Source organism: Actibacterium sp. D185-2, assembly GCF_054954595.1.
Genome location: NZ_JBPWNX010000005.1, coordinates 148776 through 167590, shown reverse-complemented (window position 1 = coordinate 167590; position 18815 = coordinate 148776). Strand labels below are relative to the sequence as shown.

The 18815-nt window shown below is 66.4% G+C and carries 21 protein-coding genes; 14 read left to right on the top strand and 7 right to left on the bottom strand.

From position 1 onward, the window contains the following. Positions 1 to 116 precede the first annotated feature (116 nt). Genes ureC through ACSR1C_RS11190 form a run of 7 tightly spaced genes read right to left on the bottom strand, consistent with a single transcriptional unit; the run spans position 117 to position 4333 of the window. A complete protein-coding gene (gene ureC / locus ACSR1C_RS11220; protein WP_460259384.1) occupies positions 117 to 1826 on the bottom strand; it encodes an urease subunit alpha in 1710 nt (569 codons plus the stop codon). Between the two features lie 13 nt (positions 1827 to 1839). After that, the gene (locus ACSR1C_RS11215) at positions 1840 to 2187 is read right to left on the bottom strand and encodes an antifreeze protein (protein WP_460259385.1); all 348 of its coding nucleotides are present in this window, start codon (positions 2185 to 2187) and stop codon (positions 1840 to 1842) included. Between the two features lie 2 nt (positions 2188 to 2189). After that, entirely contained in the window at positions 2190 to 2672 is a 483-nt protein-coding gene (locus ACSR1C_RS11210) for a hypothetical protein (RefSeq protein ID WP_460259386.1), read from the bottom strand. An 18-nt stretch (positions 2673 to 2690) separates the two neighbouring features. Then, positions 2691 to 3002 carry an urease subunit beta gene (locus ACSR1C_RS11205; RefSeq protein ID WP_460259387.1) on the bottom strand — a complete coding sequence of 104 codons (312 nt, stop codon included), beginning with the start codon at positions 3000 to 3002 and terminating at the stop codon, positions 2691 to 2693. Then, positions 2999 to 3172, bottom strand: coding sequence for a hypothetical protein (locus ACSR1C_RS11200; RefSeq protein WP_460259388.1), 174 nt, complete (start codon positions 3170 to 3172; stop codon positions 2999 to 3001). Before ACSR1C_RS11200 ends, ACSR1C_RS11205 begins: the two co-directional genes overlap by 4 nt. 12 nt (positions 3173 to 3184) lie before the next feature. Then, positions 3185 to 3487, bottom strand: coding sequence for an urease subunit gamma (locus ACSR1C_RS11195; RefSeq protein WP_460259389.1), 303 nt, complete (start codon positions 3485 to 3487; stop codon positions 3185 to 3187). Positions 3488 to 3496: 9 nt separating this feature from the next. Beyond that, positions 3497 to 4333, bottom strand: coding sequence for an urease accessory protein UreD (locus ACSR1C_RS11190; protein ID WP_460259390.1), 837 nt, complete (start codon positions 4331 to 4333; stop codon positions 3497 to 3499). 178 nt (positions 4334 to 4511) lie between these two features. Here ACSR1C_RS11190 and pyrC point away from each other — a divergent pair, with 178 nt between their 5' ends. The 14 genes from pyrC to ACSR1C_RS11120 all read left to right on the top strand — a co-directional run bounded on the left by pyrC (position 4512) and on the right by ACSR1C_RS11120 (position 18791). Next, on the top strand, positions 4512 to 5549 hold the full coding sequence (pyrC, locus tag ACSR1C_RS11185) for a dihydroorotase (RefSeq protein ID WP_460259391.1): 1038 nt from the start codon (positions 4512 to 4514) through the stop codon (positions 5547 to 5549). Positions 5550 to 5622: 73 nt separating this feature from the next. Further along, positions 5623 to 6303, top strand: a complete 681-nt coding sequence (locus tag ACSR1C_RS11180) for an orotate phosphoribosyltransferase (RefSeq protein ID WP_460259392.1) — start codon at positions 5623 to 5625, stop codon at positions 6301 to 6303. 237 nt (positions 6304 to 6540) lie between these two features. Further along, positions 6541 to 8034, top strand: coding sequence for a replicative DNA helicase (locus ACSR1C_RS11175; RefSeq protein WP_460259393.1), 1494 nt, complete (start codon positions 6541 to 6543; stop codon positions 8032 to 8034). A gap of 35 nt (positions 8035 to 8069) precedes the next feature. Beyond that, positions 8070 to 9773 (top strand): phosphatidylglycerol lysyltransferase domain-containing protein, encoded by a 1704-nt coding sequence (locus ACSR1C_RS11170; protein ID WP_460259394.1) that lies wholly within the window; start codon positions 8070 to 8072, stop codon positions 9771 to 9773. Positions 9774 to 9847: 74 nt separating this feature from the next. Beyond that, positions 9848 to 10897: an alanine racemase gene (gene alr, locus ACSR1C_RS11165; RefSeq protein WP_460259395.1), complete on the top strand. Its 1050-nt coding sequence runs from the start codon at positions 9848 to 9850 to the stop codon at positions 10895 to 10897. Further along, on the top strand, positions 10897 to 11676 hold the full coding sequence (locus ACSR1C_RS11160) for an MlaE family ABC transporter permease (protein WP_460259551.1): 780 nt from the start codon (positions 10897 to 10899) through the stop codon (positions 11674 to 11676). Before alr ends, ACSR1C_RS11160 begins: the two co-directional genes overlap by 1 nt. Continuing rightward, positions 11673 to 12419 carry an ABC transporter ATP-binding protein gene (locus tag ACSR1C_RS11155; protein ID WP_460259396.1) on the top strand — a complete coding sequence of 249 codons (747 nt, stop codon included), beginning with the start codon at positions 11673 to 11675 and terminating at the stop codon, positions 12417 to 12419. The genes ACSR1C_RS11160 and ACSR1C_RS11155 overlap by 4 nt, the downstream gene beginning before the upstream one ends. Then, positions 12419 to 12853, top strand: a complete 435-nt coding sequence (locus ACSR1C_RS11150; protein WP_460259397.1) for a paraquat-inducible protein A — start codon at positions 12419 to 12421, stop codon at positions 12851 to 12853. Before ACSR1C_RS11155 ends, ACSR1C_RS11150 begins: the two co-directional genes overlap by 1 nt. Positions 12854 to 13104: 251 nt before the next feature. Continuing rightward, complete coding sequence (gene radA, locus ACSR1C_RS11145; protein WP_460259398.1) at positions 13105 to 14472, top strand: DNA repair protein RadA; 1368 nt, start codon at positions 13105 to 13107, stop codon at positions 14470 to 14472. A gap of 18 nt (positions 14473 to 14490) precedes the next feature. Beyond that, entirely contained in the window at positions 14491 to 15051 is a 561-nt protein-coding gene (locus ACSR1C_RS11140; RefSeq protein ID WP_460259399.1) for a CvpA family protein, read from the top strand. A 138-nt stretch (positions 15052 to 15189) separates the two neighbouring features. Then, positions 15190 to 16653 (top strand): amidophosphoribosyltransferase, encoded by a 1464-nt coding sequence (gene purF, locus ACSR1C_RS11135; protein WP_460259552.1) that lies wholly within the window; start codon positions 15190 to 15192, stop codon positions 16651 to 16653. Continuing rightward, positions 16650 to 17300, top strand: coding sequence for an SDR family NAD(P)-dependent oxidoreductase (locus ACSR1C_RS11130; RefSeq protein WP_460259400.1), 651 nt, complete (start codon positions 16650 to 16652; stop codon positions 17298 to 17300). Before purF ends, ACSR1C_RS11130 begins: the two co-directional genes overlap by 4 nt. A 67-nt stretch (positions 17301 to 17367) precedes the next feature. Next, complete coding sequence (gene surE / locus ACSR1C_RS11125; RefSeq protein ID WP_460259401.1) at positions 17368 to 18153, top strand: 5'/3'-nucleotidase SurE; 786 nt, start codon at positions 17368 to 17370, stop codon at positions 18151 to 18153. Then, the gene (locus tag ACSR1C_RS11120; RefSeq protein WP_460259402.1) at positions 18150 to 18791 is read left to right on the top strand and encodes a protein-L-isoaspartate(D-aspartate) O-methyltransferase; all 642 of its coding nucleotides are present in this window, start codon (positions 18150 to 18152) and stop codon (positions 18789 to 18791) included. The genes surE and ACSR1C_RS11120 overlap by 4 nt, the downstream gene beginning before the upstream one ends. Positions 18792 to 18815 lie beyond the last annotated feature (24 nt).

Genomic DNA, 18815 nt, shown 5'->3' with positions numbered 1-18815 from the left:
TCAGAATAGGTCAGTAGTGCAGACAGTTCAAATGCCGTTCCTGCATAGCCGGATTGCAGAGGCCGCGTTGGGGAAACGTTCACCCCGGTGGCGCCCCCCCCCCAAACGCCGCCGCCTCAGTACATGAAATAGCGCTGCGCCATTGGCAGTTCAGAGGCCGGTTCGCAGGTCAGAAGCTCGCCATTGGCGCGCACCTCATAGGTTTCGGGGTTCACCTCGATCTGCGGGGTTTCGGCGTTCATCACCATGTCGGCCTTGCCGATATTGCGGGTGTTTTCCACCGCTACGGTCTGCTTGCGCAGCCCCAGCGCCGCGCCGATCCCGTCGGCCTGTGCCGCCGCCGACACGAAGGTGACCGACGAATTTTCCAAGGACCGGCCCAGCGCCCCGAACATCGGGCGGGTATAGACCGGCTGCGGCGTCGGGATAGAGGCATTGGGGTCGCCCATCTGCGCCACGGCAATCGTGCCGCCGATCAGCACCATCTCGGGCTTCACACCGAAAAACGCCGGCGACCACAGCACAAGATCGGCGCGCTTGCCCACCTCGACGCTGCCGATATGGGCCGACATGCCATGCGCGATGGCCGGGTTGATCGTGTATTTCGCCACATAACGTTTGACGCGGACATTGTCGTTCTCGCCGGCCTCCTCGGCCAGCCGCCCGCGCTGCACCTTCATCTTGTGGGCGGTCTGCCAGGTGCGGATGATCACCTCGCCAATCCGGCCCATGGCCTGGCTGTCGGACGCGATGATCGAAAACGCGCCCATGTCGTGCAGGATATCCTCGGCCGCAATGGTTTCCTTGCGGATGCGGGATTCGGCAAAGGCCACATCCTCGGGGATCGCCTTGTCGAGGTGGTGGCAGACCATGAGCATATCCAGATGCTCTTCCAGCGTGTTGACCGTATAGGGCCGCGTCGGGTTGGTCGAGGACGGGATCACATGCGCCTCGCCCACCACCTTGATGATATCGGGGGCATGGCCGCCGCCCGCGCCTTCGGTGTGGAAGGCGTGGATAGTGCGGCCCTTCATCGCCGCCACGGTGTTTTCGACGAAGCCGCTTTCATTCAGGGTATCGGTGTGGATCATCACCTGCACATCCATGTCGTCGGCCACCGACAGGCAGCAGTCGATGGCGGCGGGCGTGGTGCCCCAATCCTCGTGCAGCTTCAGCGCGCAGGCCCCGGCCTTGACCATCTCGACCAAAGCGGCGGGCTGACTGGCATTGCCCTTGCCCGACAGGCCGAAATTCATCGGCAGCCCGTCCAGCGCCTGCATCATCCGGCCCAGATGCCACGGCCCCGGCGTGCAGGTGGTGGCCAGCGTACCATGCGCGGGTCCCGTGCCGCCGCCCAGCATCGTGGTCATGCCTGAATGCAGCGCATCGTCCACCTGCTGCGGGCAGATGAAATGGATATGGCTGTCGAAGCCGCCGGCGGTCAGGATCTTGCCCTCGCCGGCGATCGCCTCGGTCCCGGGGCCGATGATGATATCGACACCAGGCTGGGTATCGGGGTTGCCGGCCTTGCCGATCTTGACGATCTGCCCGCCCCGCAGCCCCACATCGGCCTTGTAGATGCCGGTATGATCCAGGATCAGCGCGTTGGTGATCACCGTATCCACCGCCCCGCCCGCGCGCGTGACCTGGGACTGGCCCATGCCGTCGCGGATCACCTTGCCGCCGCCGAATTTCACCTCTTCGCCGTAGGTGGTCAGGTCGCGCTCGACCTCGATGATCAGATCGGTATCGGCCAGGCGCACCCGGTCCCCGGTGGTCGGACCATACATATCGGCATAAGCCGCGCGGGAGATTTTGGCGGGCATGTTTCGGGATCTCCTAAAGTGTCATCTGCCACTTGGGCATGGGGCGGACCCCGCGGCGCGCCAGGCGGCGGGAGTTGGCATAGGTTTCGCCACGGATCGGGCGGATCGCCGCCACCAGAATCTGGTCGGGCCGCTCGCCCCGCGAGGCAGAGTTGTGGGCGGCAAGGGCCGCATCGATGAAGGCCGGCAGTTTCTCGCCGAACATCCGCTGCGTTTCGTTGGGCGTGACCGACCAGATCCCGGCCATGCCCATCACGCGCATGGTGACGACCATCTGCGCCTCAAGCGACAGGTGCCATAACTCAAGCCCCGTGCGCCACAGGTCGATCGGGGCGGGATGATGCCGCGCGAACTGACCCACCTTCATTCCTGAAACGGCTGGTCAGGCTTGGCCGGCTGCTTGCGGCGGCGCTGCGCGGCTTTTGCCGCTTCGCTGAGCGGCTTGGCCTCTTGCGGCGCCGGGGCCGGTGTCGAAGCGGCGGGTTTGGCGGCTGTGGGCTTGGCTGCGGGTTTGCGGCGCGTTGCGGGTTTGGCTGCGGGCTTGCTCTCTGCCACCTCGACCTTCGGCGCGGGCGCCGCTTTTTCGGTCACCGTCTTGGGCGGCACCCGTGGCCGGGTCGCCTTGCGTGCAACCGGCTTCGGCGCGGGCGCGGGTTTCGGCGCGGGCGCAGGGTGGTGCTTTGCCAGTTCTTCGATATCGACCGCAGGCAGCAACGGGTTCATCCGCTGCAGCATGTCGAACCAGGCCTTGGCCATCGACATCTGCATTTCCATGCTTTTCACCCAGAACTGCATTGCAGTGGCATAGGGGGCGGCAGTGTATCCCACAGGTGTGACACAAACCATGATTGGCGTCCTTTCCGGTCAGGCGTCCAGATCGCCCATGACCTTTTGGTTGAAGCCGAAAACCCGGCGCGCACCCGACAGCGGCACAAGCGCCACATCGCGGGTCTGGCCGGGTTCGAACCGCACGGCGGTGCCGGCGGCAATATCCAGCCGCGTGCCGAAAGCGGCCGCACGGTCGAACTCAAGCGCAGTATTGGTTTCGGCGAAATGATAGTGGCTGCCGACCTGCACCGGCCGGTCGCCGGTATTGGCCACGGTCAGCGTGATCGCCGTTGCCCCGGCATTGAGGGTGATTTCCCCCTCGGCCGTGAACAGCTCGCCGGGGATCATTTGCGCACACGGACCGCCACGGCGGCGGCGGCGGCGATGACAACCAGGGCGCCGCCCATCAACAGGGCGGTGGCCACATCGACCCCGTGCGGGTGCAGATGCATCCCGTCATGGGCCAGCGCGGGGGTGGCGGCGGTCAGGCCGGCGGCAAGGGTGATCAGACGTTTCATAAACTCTCCTTGTTAGCGGATCGGGTGGTGAACGGTGACAAGTTTGGTGCCGTCGGGAAAGGTCGCCTCGACCTGCACCTCGTGGATCATTTCGGGGATGCCGGCCATGCACTGATCCGCGGTGATCACATGGGCCCCGGCCTCCATCAGATCGGACACGGCGCGGCCGTCGCGCGCGCCCTCGACCACGTAATCGGTGATTAGCGCGATCGCCTCGGGGTGGTTCAGCTTTACCCCCCGGTCCAGCCGCCCGCGGGCGACCATCGCCGCCAGGCTGATCAGAAGCTTGTCTTTTTCACGCGGCGTCAGGTTCATGCCGTCTCCTCAGATTTGCCAGACCCGGGGCAGCGGCCCGCCCCGGAGTGTCGTGATCGCCCGCGCCAGCGCCCGGCGCAGCGGCGCGGCCTCGGTGCTGATAAACCGCGCCACGCATTTGCCATCCCAGGCCGAGGCCGCGGCCTCGCACCCGTCTGCCGGCAGCGCGCCGCGCAGCGGGGTCAGCGCATCTTCGGCCCCCGGCGCGACAAGCGCAAGGGTCGCAAAGGCGCGCGCGCCCCGCAACCCGGCCGTGGCGTCGCGACGGGCCAGCGTGTCGGCGGTCAGGCGCAGCGGCTCGATCAGAACCGGGCGCCCGTCGCGCGTCACATGGCGGCTGTCATGCAGCGCCGCGTGATGCAGGGTCTCGCCCATCGCGGTGCGGCCCAGCACCACCATTTCGACCATCAAAAGCCGCGCATCGCCCGCCAGCGCGACCGTGGTGCGCCGGGTCAGCGCCGAATGCTCGAACAGAATCGTTTCCTGCGGCAGCCAGTCCAGCGCGCCGCCCGCGCCCACCCGCATCTCGATATCCAGTCGCGCCACCCCGCCGCCGGCGGCATAGGCCCGCTCTGCCGTTTGCGTGGTCGCGGTGGCCGAGGCGCCAGGCGCCAGCGTCAGGCCAAAGCGCATATGATCACCGCCGGTCAGCCCGCCGGCGGTGTTCAGGAACACCACCTCGGGCCGGGACGCGTGAATGCGCGGCAGCATCGCCTTGGCCGAGCCCGACTGGTGCAGATTGGTCAGCCGTGCACCACCGGGCGCGGCGGCCAGTACCACCTCGGCCCGCCCGCGCGTGCGCTGCATGATCGTTCCGGCCTTTGCGGCCTGTACGCCGTCCAACATGGCCCCCTCATATCCGAGATACGGACAAAGCTAAGTCTAGCACGATGCCGCACCGCAGCAATGCCCTTATTTCAAGCGCCCCGCCGAAATGCTGCGCGCCGCCGCCCCGCACCCCCGCGCGTCACCCCCGCGCGATAGAGACTGGAAACCGCGCCGCCAATTGTGTAACGCCGGGGCCATGACACAAAAGCTGACCCTCCGCCGCCCCGACGACTGGCACCTGCATCTGCGCGACGGCGCGATGCTGCAAGGCGTGCTGCCCGAAACCGCGCGTCATTTCGGTCGCGCGATCGTGATGCCCAATCTGGTGCCGCCCGTGGTGACCGGCGCCCAGGCCGCCGCCTATCGCGACCGCATTCTGGCCGCCCTGCCCGACGGCGCGGAATTCACCCCGCTGATGACGCTTTACCTGACCGAAGACACCGACGCCGCCGATGTCGCCGCCGCCCATGCCAGCGGGCTGGCAACGGCGGTAAAGCTGTACCCCGCCGGGGCCACCACCAATTCGGCCTCGGGGGTCAGCGATTTCGACCGGGTGCGCGGCGTGCTGGAAAAGATGGCCGAGATCGGGATGCCGCTGTGTGTCCATGGCGAGGTGACCGACCCGGAGGTGGATATTTTCGACCGCGAGGCGGTGTTCATCGACCGGGTGCTGGATCCGATCCGCCAGGCCACGCCGGGCCTGCGCGTGGTGATGGAACATATCACCACCGCCGACGGGGTGGCCTATGTGCAGTCCGCCGGGTGCGATCTGGGCGCCACGATCACCACCCATCACCTGATCATCAACCGCAACCATATCCTGGTGGGCGGGATCAAGCCGCATTACTATTGCCTGCCCGTTGCCAAGCGCGAAAGCCACCGGCTGGCGCTGGTCTCGGCCGCCACCTCGGGCGATGCGCGGTTTTTCCTGGGCACCGACAGCGCCCCCCACACCGATCCGGCCAAGGAAAGCGCCTGCGGCTGTGCCGGGGTGTTTTCGGCGACCAACACGATGTCCTGCCTGGCCGAGGTGTTCGAGGCCGAGGGCGCGCTGGACATGCTGGAAGCCTTCGCAAGCCTGAACGGCCCGGCCTTTTACGGCCTGCCGGCCAACACGAAAACCATCACCCTGACCAAGGGCGACCCGGTAACCTATCCCGCCAAGATCGAGACCGGCGCCGGGCCGGTGACCGTGTTCGACCCCGGCTTCGCGCTGCACTGGTGCGTGTCGTAGGACGGGCGCGCCAAAGAGTTTTCTTGCCTCCGGCGGGGATATTTGAACGAAAAAGAAGCTGAAAGGTGCCCCCATGATCCCTTCCTCCTTTCCTGACAAGACGGAAATCGCCCGGCTGACCGCGCGGATGCTGCTGGAAATCAAGGCCGTGCATTTCAATGCGGCAGAGCCGTTCACCCTGGCCTCGGGCCTGCCGTCGCCGACCTATATCGACTGCCGCAAGCTGATCTCTTTCCCGCGCATCCGCAGCACGCTGATGGATTTCCTGGCCGTCACCGTGATGCGCGAGGCCGGGTTCGAGGCGTTCGACAATATCGCCGGCGGTGAAACGGCAGGCATCCCCTTTGCCGCGCTGATGGCCGAACGGCTGGCGCTGCCGATGACCTATGTGCGCAAGAAGCCCAAGGGCTACGGCCGCAACGCCCGGATCGAGGGCGTCATGACCGAGGGCGAGCGGGTGCTTCTGATCGAGGATCTGACCACCGACGGCGGCTCGAAGCTGTCCTTCGTCGATGCGATCCGCGACACCGGTGCCAGCTGCGGCCACACGGCGGTGATTTTCTATTACGGCATCTTCGAGGGCACCGAGGCGCGGCTGGGCGACCACGGCGTCGCCCTGCACCACCTGTGCACCTGGTGGGACGTGCTGGCCGAGGCCAAGGCGTCGGGCGCGTTCGACGCGGACACCCTGGCCGAGGTCGAGTCGTTCCTGAACGCCCCGCGCGCCTGGCAGGAGGCCCGGCAAAAGGGCTGACGATTCGCCCGCGCCGCGGCCCCCGCAGCACCGCGAGGTCCCGGCGCGGCCCCCGTTCGCGGGAAAATCCCTGCGCGTGGGCACCTATGGCGGGTCGCAAATTATTGTGGCACCCCCCGCGCATTACCGCAAAGTTTATGGTATCGTCTGTGTCCACAGGCTATCCACAGACTTATACAATTTGATCGGGCACAGCGCGTTCAGCTATGCAGTCTCGCTAAATGACAGGGGCAGGGAATGAACGAGATCGCCGCAATCCGGCAAGACCAACCGAGCAGTGAAGAGAGCGGAACGCTCCCCCATAACATCGAGGCCGAGCAGCAGCTACTGGGCGCGATCCTGACGAATAACGATGTGTTCGACAGGGTTGCGTCCATCATCCAGCCGCATCACTTCTACGAGCCTGTCCACGCCCGGATCTACGAAGTCGCCGCCGCGCGCATCCAGAAGAACGCGCTGGCCTCGCCGGTCACGCTGAAGGCGTTTCTGGCCGAGGACGAGGGCCTGAAGGAACTGGGTGGCCCGGCCTATCTGGCGCGGCTGGCGGGGGCTGCGATTTCGTCTTTCGCGGCGCGCGACTATGCCCAGATGATCTATGATTTCGCGATCCGGCGCGAGTTGATCGAGCTGGGGCGCAATATTTCGGCCAAGGCGGCGACCGTCGCCGTCGACAGCGAGCCGAAGGCCCAGATCGTCGAGGCCGAGCAGGCGCTTTACAAGCTGGGCGAGCAGGGCCAGTCCGAAAGCGGGTTCCAGTCGTTTCTGAAGGCGGTGACCGATGCGGTGAATGTGGCCAATGCCGCCTATCAGCGCGAAGGCGGGCTGGCCGGCCTGTCCACCGGCCTGATCGACATGGACAAGAAGCTGGGCGGGCTGCACCGGTCGGACCTTCTGATCCTTGCCGGGCGGCCGTCGATGGGCAAGACCTCGCTGGCGACCAACATCGCCTTCAACATTGCCAAGGCCTATAAGAAGGGCACGCTGAACGATGGCGGCGAAGGTGCGGTGGATGGCGGCGTGGTCGGGTTCTATTCGCTGGAGATGTCGGCCGAACAGTTGGCCGCGCGGATCCTGTCGGAAGCTTCGGAAGTGCCGTCCGAACAGATCCGGCGCGGCGACATGACCGAGGCCGAGTTCCGCCGCTTTGTCGAGGCCGCCAAACAGCTGGAGGCCTGCCCGCTGTTCATCGACGACACGCCGGCGCTGCCGATTTCGCAGTTGGCCGCCCGGGCCCGGCGGCTGAAGCGGACCCACGGGCTGGACGTGCTGTTCGTGGACTATCTGCAACTGGTGCGCCCCGCCTCCGCCAAGGACAGCCGGGTGAACGAGGTGTCGGAAATCACCCAAGGCTTGAAGGCCATAGCCAAGGAGCTGGACATCCCGGTGGTCGCGCTGTCGCAGTTGTCGCGTCAGGTCGAAAGTCGCGAGGACAAGCGCCCGCAGCTGTCGGATCTGCGGGAATCGGGCTCGATCGAGCAGGACGCCGACGTGGTAATGTTTGTCTATCGTGGCGAATATTACAAAGAACGCGAAAAGCCCGGCGACGACAATCTGGAGGCCATGGCCAAGTGGCAAGAAGAGATGGAGGCCCTGCACGGCAAGGCCGAGGTCGTGATCGGCAAGCAGCGGCACGGCCCGATCGGCACGGTCGATCTGAGCTTCGAGGGCCGGTTTACCCGGTTCGGCAATCTGGTGAAGCCATGGCAGCAAGGGACGGATGACAGGTTCTGACCGGCTCCGCCCGGTGCGCACGAAAGGCCAAAGGCGTGGCTGAAGAAGGCCCTGCCGCCCCGTCCGAACCACGCCGGGTGGCGGCCTGGCTTGCCCGTCTGGCGCCCTGGGGGCAGCCGGTGGTCGGGCTGTTCCTGCTGTCTGGCCGGATCGCGCCCTATCTGATCGCGGCGCTGGTCTTTCTGGGCGGTCTGGTGCTGCTGCTGTCGGGCGCGTTGCCCGAAACCAGTTGGCGCACGGCGTTGCTGCGCGATGCGCTGCCGCTGCCCTTCGCCGAAGCCTCGCACCTGTCGGCCAGTCTGGCCGGGCTGGCGCTGATCGTGCTGTCGCGCGGGCTGGCGCTGCGGATGGCGCAGGCGCGGCTGGCGGCGACGGCGGTGCTGCTGGCGGGCGCGGTGTTTGCGCTGGCCAAGGGGCTGGACTGGGAAGAGGCCGCGCTGCTGGTGCTGGTGGCCGCGGCGCTGTTCGCCGCGCGCAAGACGTTTTACCGGCGCGGCGACTGGCGCAGCTTCCGCCCCGGTGCCGGTACGCTGATCCTGATCGGGATCACATTGGGCGCGGTCACGCTAATCGGCTTTCTGGGGTACCGCAATGTCGACTACCGCACCGAACTGTGGTGGAGCTTTGCCTGGCATGGCGATGCGCCCCGGTTCCTGCGCGCCACCTTCGCCCTGACCATCGCCGCCGCGGCGCTGGCGCTGGACGCGCTGATCAACCGGCCACTGCATGCCCCGCCCCGCCCGGCCCCTGTGCCCGACGCGGTCCGCAAACTGTTGGCCGACTGCCCCGAAAGCTCCCGGCAGTTGGCGCTGCTGGGTGACAAGCAGTTCCTGGTGTCGCCCGACGAGGACGCCTTTTTGATGTATGCGGTGTCCGGGCGCAGCTGGGTCTGCCTGGGTGGGCCGGTCGGCGCGACCGAGGCCGGCACCGCGTTGATCTGGGACCTGGCCGAACGCGCCGACCGCGTGGGCGGCCGCCCGGTATTCTATGGCGTGTCCGCCGCGCGCATGACCCAGCTCCTGGATCTTGGCCATGCCATTCTGAAAACCGGCGAACTGGCCCGGATCGATCTGGCCGCCTTTTCGCTGGAAGGCTCGCAGCGCAAGGATCTGCGCTATGCGCGCAGCCGGGCCACCCGCGACGGGCTGGTGTTCGGCATCCTGCCCCGCGCAGAGGTACCCGCAAATATCGACGCCCTGCGTACGGTATCGGACACCTGGATGGACAGCCGCAAGGGCAACGAAAAGTCGTTTTCGCTGGGCCGGTTCGACCCCGGTTACCTGGCTGAATTCGATCTGGCCGTGCTGCGTCACGAAGGCCGGATCGTGGCCTTTGCCAACCTGTGGCGCGGCGCCCATGATGAAGAAATCGCCATCGACCTGATGCGCTATCTGCCGGGCATTTCGCCGGTGATGATGGATGCGCTGATGACCGAGACGATCCTTTATGGCCAGTCCCAGGGCTATCGCTGGTTCAACCTTGGCGCGGCACAGCTGTCAGGGCTCAGCCGTCACCCGCTCGCCCCGGTCTGGAGCCGCATCGGCACGCTGATTTACCGGCGCGGCGATGAATTCTATGGCTTCGAGGGGCTGCGCGCCTTCAAGCAGAAATTCGGCCCGGTCTGGACCCCGCAATACCTGACCTGCCCCGGCGGCATGTCGATCCCGCGTGTGCTGGTCGATGTCACCTTGCTGATCTCGCGGCCCCGATCCCGGCCCGACGACACGACGCCCCCCTGACCGGCCCCCTGCGGCACCCGCCGGACGCGTTTTCCCCCTTGACCTTGCCAGCCCGTCAACTCAAACCCTTACCCATGGCGACCGGAACCCTCACGATTGATCTCGACGCGCTGGTGCGCAACTGGAAGACGCTGGACGCGGCCTCGGCCGACAGCGTGGAAACCGCAGCCGTGGTCAAGGCCGACGGCTACGGGCTGGGCGTGGGGCCGGTGGCGCGGGCGCTGGCACAGGCCGGGGCGCGGCGATTCTTCGTGGCCGTCGCCGAAGAAGGCGCCGCCGTACGCGAGGTGCTGGGCCGCGGCCCGGAAATCAGCGTCTTCAGCGGGCATATGCCGGGCGATACCGACATGATCCACGATCTGGATCTGGTGCCGATGCTGAATTCGGTCGAACAACTGACCCGCCATATCGAGGCGCTGCCGGGTCACCCTTTCGGCATTCAGCTTGATACCGGCATGAACCGGCTGGGCATGGAAATGGCCGAATGGGCGGCGGTGGCCGAGATCGCGCTTGGCGCGGGGCCGCAGCTGATCATGAGCCATCTGGCCTGCGCCGACGACCCCGACCACCCCCAGAATGCCGCGCAGCTGGCGATGTTCCACGCCATGACCGACGGCACCGGCGTGGCCCGATCGCTGGCGGCGACCGGCGGCATCCTGCTGGGCCCCGACTATCACTTCGAACTGACCCGCCCCGGCATCGGCCTGTACGGCGGCGCCCCGTTCGAAAAGGCCCACCCCGTCGCCCATCTGTCGCTGCCGGTGATCCAGACCCGCGAGGTCGAGCCCGGCGAAAGCGTGGGCTACGGCGCGACCTGGGTCGCCGAAGAGCCCGCCGTGATCGCCACCGTCGCCAGCGGCTATGCCGACGGGCTGATCCGCGCCATGGGTAACAAGGCGCATTTGTTTTTCGAGGGCACCCCCTGCCCCATTGCCGGACGTGTGTCGATGGATCTGATCACCGTGAATATCACCCATCTGGCCGCGGCTCCGCGCGCGCTGGACATCCTCGGCCCCGATCAGGGCGTCGATGACCTGGCCGGGGCCGCAGGCACGATCGGCTATGAAATCCTGACCTCGCTGGGCGCGCGCTATGCCCGCCGTTACACCGGGGGGGCCGCATGATGGTGACCCACGTGCTGGCCTCGATCGGCCGCAATACGCTGGCGATGCTGGCCGGGCTGGGGCGCGGCGTTCTGTTCGTCGCCCAGACCCTGGCCGCGCTGGCACGCCCGCCCTTCTATTTTCGCGAATTCGGCCACGCGCTGCTGACCATCGGCTATTTCAGCCTGCCGGTGGTGGCGCTGACCGCGATCTTCACCGGCGCCGCGCTGGCGCTGCAGATCTATGCCGGCGGCGCGCGGTTCAACGCCGAACAGGTTGTGCCCTCGATCGTCGCGATCGGCATGACGCGCGAATTGGGCCCGGTGATGGGCGGGCTGATGGTGGCCGCGCGGGTCGCGTCGTCGATCGCCGCCGAGATCGGCACGATGAAAGTGACCGAGCAGATCGACGCACTGGTGACCCTGTCGACCGATCCGATGCGTTATCTGACCGTGCCACGGGTGCTGGCCGCGACGCTGGCGGTGCCGGTTCTGGTGGGCATCGGCGACATCCTTGGCATCATGGGCGGCTATGTCGTGGGGATCGAGCGGCTGGGCTTCAACCCGGCCAATTACCTAAAGAACACCGTGGATTTCCTGGAATTCTGGGATGTGGGCTCGGGTCTGGTCAAGGGCGCGGTCTTCGGCTTCGTCGTGGCGATCGTGGGCTGCTATTACGGGATGCATTCGGGCCGCGGCGCCCAGGGCGTGGGCCGGGCCACCAAATCGGCGGTCGTGGCCGCCTCGGTCCTGATCCTGTCCACCAATTATCTGCTGACAGAGGCGTTTTTCACCGAATGATCGAGCTGCGCGATGTTCATAAGGCGTTCGGCAGCAACAGGGTGCTGCGTGGGGTGGACCTGACGATTCCCACCGGGGAAAGCATGGTCATCATCGGCGGCTCGGGCACCGGCAAGTCGGTGGCGCTGAAATGTATCCTCGGGCTGATAAAGCACGACAGCGGCACGATCCTACTCGACGGTCAGGACGTGACCAAGGCCGAGCGCGATACCTTTCTGGCCCATTTCGGGATGCTGTTTCAGGGTGGCGCGCTGTTCGATTCGCTGTCCGTCTGGCAGAATGTGGCCTTTCGCCTGCTGCGCGGTTCGCTGAAACGCCCCAAGGCCGAGGCGCGCGAGATCGCGATCGAGAAACTGCGCCGCGTCGGGTTGAAGCCCGAAGTGGCCGACCTGTTCCCGGCCGAGTTGTCGGGCGGGATGCAGAAACGCGTGGGCCTGGCCCGCGCCATCGCCGCCGACCCGCAGATCATCTTTTTCGACGAACCCACCACGGGGCTGGACCCGATCATGGCCGGCGTAATCAACGAGTTGATCCGCGAGATCGTGACCGAAATGGGTGCCACCGCCATGACCATCACCCATGACATGAGCTCGGTCCGGGCGATTGCCGACAAGGTGGCGATGCTGCATGACGGGGTGATCAAATGGACCGGCCCGGTGACGCAACTGGACAATAGCGGCGACCCCTATCTGGACCAGTTCATTCACGGCCGTGCAGAGGGGCCGATCGAGGCGGTCCGGTAGTGGCGCTGAAACTCGCCAACCTCGCCCTGCTGATCCTGTTCCCCATCGCCTGGTTTGCCCCGCTTCTGCGCGCGGGGCTCCTTCCGCTGTTCGGCATGTCCGAAATCTCGGTCATCTCGGGCCTGCACAGCCTGTGGCGCAGCGATATCCCGCTGGCGCTGATCGTCACCGCCCTTGCGCTGGTCGCGCCCTATCTGAAAACCATCGGCCTGGCGCTGATCCAGTTCGGGCTGGCCCCGCCCCGGTTGCTGCCCGCGCTGACGGTGATGGGCAAGCTGGCGATGGCCGATGTGTTCCTGATCGCACTTTATGTCGTCATCGCCAAGGGCGTCGGCGTCGGCCGGGTCGAGGTCGCCTGGGGGCTTTACCTGTTCACGTTCTGCATCCTCGCCTCGCTGGGCTTGTCACTGCTGTCGCGTCCCAAAGCCCGCTGACGCGGGCTGCCTGCGGCGCGGATATTTTAACCAAAGCAAAAGGAATCGGTGCAACACTGGCCGCACGGTACAGGCGGGGACGCCGATGACCGTCCAAAGCAAGGCGCCCTGTCTCTGGCTTTGAGGCAGGGCGCTTCGTTTGCCGCTTGCTTTGGGCGAAATATCCCGGGGGGTGCGCCCATCGGGCGCGGGGGGCAGAGCCCCCCTGACGTGGCGCTTGATCCTGCCCCGCCGCTCGGGCAGGAAGGGGCATGGCAAAACCGACCACCCAGTTCACCTGTACCGCCTGCGGCGCCGCGCACAAGAAATGGGCCGGGCGCTGCGACGCCTGCGGCGCCTGGAACACGATCGCCGAAGAGGCGCCGCTCTCCTCCGGCCCGGCGGCGAAAACGCTGGGCGGCGCGCGCGGCAAACCGGTGCCGCTGTTCGATCTGGCCACCCAGGAGGCCCCGCCGCCGCGCAGCAGCGCCGGCATGGCGGAACTGGACCGGGTGCTGGGCGGCGGATTGGTCCCGGCCTCGGCCATTCTGGTGGGCGGCGATCCGGGCATCGGAAAATCCACGCTTCTGCTACAGGCCGCGGCCTCGTTCGCGCGGACCGGGTTGTCGTGCATCTATGTCTCGGGCGAAGAGGCCAGCGCCCAGGTCCGGATGCGCGCCCAGCGTCTGGGTCTGGCCGAGGCGCCGGTGAAACTGGCGGCCGAAACCAATCTGCGCAACATTCTGACCACGCTGGACGCGGAACGCCCCGGCCTGGCGATCATCGATTCGATTCAGACCATGTGGGCCGATCATGTGGACAGCGCACCGGGCAGCGTGGCCCAGGTCCGCGCCGCCGCGCATGAACTGGTCACCTTCGCCAAGCGCACGGGCGTCGCGGTGGTGCTGGTCGGCCACGTCACCAAGGACGGCCAGATCGCCGGCCCCCGTGTGGTCGAGCACATGGTCGACACCGTGCTTTATTTCGAGGGCGAGCGCGGCCACCAGTTCCGCATCCTGCGCGCCGTCAAGAATCGCTTCGGCCCCGCCGACGAAATCGGCGTGTTCGAGATGACCGGCGCCGGGCTGGCCGAGGTCGCGAACCCGTCGGCGCTGTTTCTGTCCGACCGCGACCGGCCCGCCTCGGGTTCGGCCGTCTTTGCCGGGATCGAGGGCACACGCCCGGTGCTGACCGAGATTCAGGCGCTGGTCGCACCCTCGCCCCTTGGCACGCCGCGGCGCACCGTGGTCGGACTGGACGCGGGGCGGCTGTCGACCACGCTGGCGGTGCTCGAGGCGCGCTGCGGCATCCCCTTTGCCGGGCTCGACGTGTTCCTGAACGTGGCGGGCGGCATGAAGGTGACCGAACCCGCCGCCGATCTGGCCGTGGCCGCCGCCTTGCTGAGCGCGCGCGAGGATGTGGCCCTGCCCGCCGATACGGTGGTTTTCGGCGAGATCAGCCTGTCGGGCGCCCTGCGTCCGGTCGGTCAGACCGAAAACAGGTTGAAAGAAGCGCAAAAACTTGGTTTCACACAGGCAATCGCTCCCGCACACGGAAAAACCGGGGGCAGCGCCGGGATAACGCTTCGCGAAATGGCGGATCTCACGGCGTTTGTTGGAGAGATATTCGGGGCTGGATAAGCCACGCAGGAGCGGGACATGGACGGTTTCACCATTATCGACGCGGTCGTGGCCGCGGTTATCGTGCTATCGGCCATTCTGGCCTATTCGCGCGGGATCGTGCGCGAAGGCATGGCCATTCTGGGCTGGATCGCCGCGGCGGTGCTGGCCTTCATGTTCGCGCCGCAGGCCGAACCGCTGGTCAAGCAGATCCCGGTGCTGGATTCGCTGATCGCAGACAGTTGCGAATTGTCGATCATCGCCGCCTTCGCCGCCGTGTTCGCGCTGGCGCTGATCGTGGTGTCGATCTTCACGCCGCTGTTTTCGTCGCTGGTACAGCGTTCGGCCCTGGGCGGTGTCGATCAGGGGCTTGGCTTTCTGTTCGGCGTGGCGCGCGGCGCGCTGCTGGTGGCTGTGGCCTTCTTCGTCTATGATATGATCATTACCAGCGACCCGATCCCGATGGTCGATGACAGCCGCTCGGCCGTAGTGTTCGCCAAGCTTACCGACAATATCGCAGAGCGCGACCCGGAACAGGCCCTGGGCTGGCTGACCACCCAGTATGAGCAGTTGGTGGGCACCTGCGGCACCACAAACTAGGGCGCACCACCGCCGCCGCGAAAAACCTGCGTCGCAGTGTCAGGTTTTATGATCCTTTCGTGACACTGGCCGCACAAGGCACTAAGTAAAGGCCATCCTGAAAGCCCACGGATTCGGAGCCCCGCCCGCATGCGCGAGATGCCGCCCAGCCACCCGTTCGACGACGACAAACTGAAAGAGGAGTGCGGCGTATTCGGCGTGATCGGTGTGACCGACGCGGCGAATTTCGTGGCCCTTGGCCTGCACGCGCTGCAACATCGCGGCCAGGAGGCCGGCGGCATCGTGTCCCATGCGCGCGATATCGGGTTCAGCTCGGCCCACCGCTTCGGTTATGTGCGCGACAATTTCACCAAGGCCAGCCTGATGGAAACCCTGCCGGGGCCACTGGCCATCGGCCATGTGCGCTATTCCACTGCCGGCTCCAAGGGTCAGACCCAGATCCGCGACGTGCAGCCGTTCTTCGGCGAATTCTCGATGGGCGGGGCGGCGATCGCCCATAACGGCAACATCACCAACGCCAACGCCCTGCGCAAGGAACTGATCGAGCGCGGCTCGATCTTCCAGAGCAATTCCGACAGCGAATGTATCATCCATCTGATGGCGCGGTCGCTGCAGCGCAATATCCCCGACCGGATGAAGGATGCGCTGCGCCGGGTCGAGGGCGCGTTTTCCATCGTCGCCATGACACGGACCAAGCTGATCGGCGTGCGCGATCCGCTGGGCGTACGCCCGCTGGTGCTGGGCCGCCTGGGCGACGGCTGGGTGCTGTCGTCGGAAACCTGTGCGCTGGACATCATCGGCGCCGACCTCATCCGCGAGGTCGAGCCGGGCGAGATGGTGGTCATCTCGAACACCGAAGGCGTGCAGAGCTTTCACCCGTTCGAACGCGTCCATTCGCGTTTCTGCATCTTCGAGCATGTTTATTTCTCGCGCCCCGACAGCATTCTGGGCGGGCGCTCCGTCTATGAAACCCGCCACGCCATCGGGGTGGAACTGGCCAAGGAGGCCCCGGTCGAGGCCGATCTTGTCTGTCCGGTGCCCGACAGCGGCACCCCTGCGGCGATCGGCTTCAGCCATCAAAGCGGCATTCCTTACGGCATGGGGATCATCCGCAACCAGTATATGGGCCGCACCTTCATCGAACCGACCGAGCAGATCCGCAACATGGGCGTGCGGCTGAAGCTGAACGTGAACCGCGCGCTGATCCGCGGCAAGCGGGTGATCCTGGTCGACGATTCCGTGGTCCGGGGCACCACCAGCCGCAAGATCAAAGAAATGATTCTGGATGCCGGCGCGGCCGAGGTCCATTTCCGCATCGCATCGCCGCCCACGGCCTGGCCGTGCTTTTACGGCGTCGACACGCCCGAACGCAGCAAGCTGCTGGCCGCGAACATGTCCGAAGACGAGATGCGCGAGCATCTGGGCGTCGATAGCCTTAAATTCATCTCGCTCGACGGGCTGTACCGCGCCGTGGGCGAGGCAAAGGGCCGCAGCAACAGCTGCCCGCAATATTGCGACGCCTGCTTTTCGGGCGAATATCCGGTGGCCCCCAGCGACATGATCGCCAACGGGTTTCAGTTGAAAGCGAAAGCCGCGGAATGACCGAAAAACTGGCCCTGATCACCGGCGCCTCGCGCGGGTTTGGCGCGGCTGTGGCCGAAGAGCTGGCCGCCACCGGCTGGCACGTCGTCGCCGTGGCCCGCACCGTCGGCGCGCTGGAAGAGCTGGACGACCGCATCAAGGCGCGCGGCGGCGTGGCCACCCTGGCGCCGATGGACGTGACCGACCCGGACGCGATGCGCCATCTGTGTCGCTCGATCCATGACCGCTGGGGCGGGCTGGGCCTGTGGGTGCATACCGCCATCCATGTGCCGCCGATGACCCCCGCCGACCATCTGGACGAAAAGGACTGGTCGAAAACCGTGGCCACCGGCATCACCGCGCCGGGCCTTCTGATCCCGTTCATCGCGCCGCTGCTGAATGCCGCGGGCAATGGCCTGGCGGTGCATGTAGACGACCCCAACGCCGGCAAGTTTCTGGGCGCTTACGCCGCCGCCAAGGCGGCGCAGCGCGCGCTGTTCGGGGCCTGGGCCGCCGAAACCGCGAAAACCGCCGCGCCGCGTGTGATCAGCTTTGCCCCCGCGCCGATGCCCACCGCCACCCGTGCGCGGTTCTATCCCGGCGAGGACCGCAGCGCGCTGACCCCGCCTGCGGATGAGGCAAGGCGCCTGACCGCGCTGCTGGGATAGGCCGCGCCGCTTGCCGCCCTGCCCTTGCTCTACTATTGAGGGAACAAGCAGAAAAAGGCAGGCGAACATGCGCATTCTCATCACCAATGACGACGGCATCAATGCACCGGGCCTGGCCGTGCTGCACGATATCGCCACCGACCTCGCCGGCCCCGGCGGCGAAGTCTGGACCGTGGCGCCGGCGTTCGAGCAATCGGGCGTGGCGCACAAGATTTCCTATACCCATCCGATGATGATCGCCGAGCTGGGGCCGCGCCGCTTTGCCGCCGAAGGCTCGCCCGCCGACTGCGTTCTGGCCGGGCTTTACGACGTGCTGGACGGCGAATTGCCCGATCTGGTGCTGTCGGGCGTCAACCGGGGCAATAATTCGGGCGAGAACGCGCTTTATTCCGGCACGCTGGGCGGCGCGATGGAGGCCGCGCTGCAAGGCCTGCCCGCGATCGCGCTGTCGCAATATATGGGGCCGGAAAACTTTGCCAGACCGCATCAGTTCGAGGCCGCCGCCGAACATGGCGTTGCCACCGTGCGCGCCCTGCTGGAACGCGGGCTGTGGGATGGCGAGGATTACCGGCTGTTCTACAACGTCAACTTCCCGCCGGTGCGCAAGGCCGGGGTACGCGGGTTGCGGGTCAGTGCGCAGGGCTATCGCCGCGACGCCTCGTTCGGGGTCGAGCCGCACATGTCACCCTCGGGGCGCAAGTTTCTGTGGATCAAGGGCGGCAAGCAGGACATGCCCACCGACCCCGGCACCGATGTGGCCGACAACCTGGAAGGCTATATCTCGGTCACGCCGATGCGCGCGGACCTGACGGCGCATGACACCCTTGCCTGGCTGAAAGATCAGTTGGAATGAGCGACACTGCCGAGCGGAAAATGCAGTTTCTTTTCGCGCTCCGCTCCAAGGGGGTGACGGATGCCCGCGTGCTGACCGCAATGGAAAAGATCGACCGCGGCGATTTCGTGCGCGGGCTGTTCGAGACCCGCGCCTATGAGGACATGCCGCTGCCCATCGCCTGCGGCCAGACCATCAGCCAGCCCTCGGTGGTGGGGCTGATGACCCAGGCGCTGAAGGTGCAGCCGCGCGACAAGGTGCTTGAGGTCGGCACCGGGTCGGGCTATCAGGCGGCGATCCTCAGCCTGCTGGCGCGTCGGGTCTATACGGTGGAACGCCACCGCCGCCTGGTGCGCGAGGCGCAGCGCTGTTTCGACCTGCTGGGGCTGACCAACGTGACGGCGATCCTGGGCGACGGATCGCACGGTCTGCCCGAACAGGCACCGTTCGACCGCATCATCGTGACCGCCGCCGCCGAAGATCCGCCCGGTCCCCTCTTGGCTCAATTGCGCGAGGGCGGTATCATGGTATTACCAGTGGGGCAGTCGGATGCGGTGCAAAGCCTGATCAAGGTCACCCGCACGTCCCAGGGTTTCGATTATGAAGAACTTCGCCCGGTGCGGTTCGTGCCGCTGGTCGAAGGTCTTGGACTAGAGTAGTGAGCGCCCAAGGCCCGGATCAAC

Bases quoted from the DNA above. Each gene is read 5' to 3' on its own strand.
- ACSR1C_RS11195 (WP_460259389.1), bottom strand. From the start codon at position 3,487: ATGAACCTGACGCCGCGTGAAAAAGACAAGCTTCTGATCAGCCTGGCG.
- ACSR1C_RS11120 (WP_460259402.1), top strand. From the start codon at position 18,150: ATGAGCGACACTGCCGAGCGGAAAATGCAGTTTCTTTTCGCGCTCCGC.
- ACSR1C_RS11155 (WP_460259396.1), top strand. From the start codon at position 11,673: ATGATCGAGCTGCGCGATGTTCATAAGGCGTTCGGCAGCAACAGGGTG.
- radA (WP_460259398.1), top strand. From the start codon at position 13,105: ATGGCAAAACCGACCACCCAGTTCACCTGTACCGCCTGCGGCGCCGCG.
- ACSR1C_RS11200 (WP_460259388.1), bottom strand. From the start codon at position 3,172: ATGAAACGTCTGATCACCCTTGCCGCCGGCCTGACCGCCGCCACCCCC.
- ACSR1C_RS11160 (WP_460259551.1), top strand. From the start codon at position 10,897: ATGGTGACCCACGTGCTGGCCTCGATCGGCCGCAATACGCTGGCGATG.
- purF (WP_460259552.1), top strand. From the start codon at position 15,190: ATGCCGCCCAGCCACCCGTTCGACGACGACAAACTGAAAGAGGAGTGC.
- ureC (WP_460259384.1), bottom strand. From the start codon at position 1,826: ATGCCCGCCAAAATCTCCCGCGCGGCTTATGCCGATATGTATGGTCCG.
- ACSR1C_RS11140 (WP_460259399.1), top strand. From the start codon at position 14,491: ATGGACGGTTTCACCATTATCGACGCGGTCGTGGCCGCGGTTATCGTG.
- ACSR1C_RS11190 (WP_460259390.1), bottom strand. From the start codon at position 4,333: ATGTTGGACGGCGTACAGGCCGCAAAGGCCGGAACGATCATGCAGCGC.
- pyrC (WP_460259391.1), top strand. From the start codon at position 4,512: ATGACACAAAAGCTGACCCTCCGCCGCCCCGACGACTGGCACCTGCAT.
- ACSR1C_RS11205 (WP_460259387.1), bottom strand. From the start codon at position 3,002: ATGATCCCCGGCGAGCTGTTCACGGCCGAGGGGGAAATCACCCTCAAT.
- surE (WP_460259401.1), top strand. From the start codon at position 17,368: ATGCGCATTCTCATCACCAATGACGACGGCATCAATGCACCGGGCCTG.
- alr (WP_460259395.1), top strand. From the start codon at position 9,848: ATGGCGACCGGAACCCTCACGATTGATCTCGACGCGCTGGTGCGCAAC.
- ACSR1C_RS11180 (WP_460259392.1), top strand. From the start codon at position 5,623: ATGATCCCTTCCTCCTTTCCTGACAAGACGGAAATCGCCCGGCTGACC.
- ACSR1C_RS11175 (WP_460259393.1), top strand. From the start codon at position 6,541: ATGAACGAGATCGCCGCAATCCGGCAAGACCAACCGAGCAGTGAAGAG.
- ACSR1C_RS11210 (WP_460259386.1), bottom strand. From the start codon at position 2,672: ATGGTTTGTGTCACACCTGTGGGATACACTGCCGCCCCCTATGCCACT.
- ACSR1C_RS11130 (WP_460259400.1), top strand. From the start codon at position 16,650: ATGACCGAAAAACTGGCCCTGATCACCGGCGCCTCGCGCGGGTTTGGC.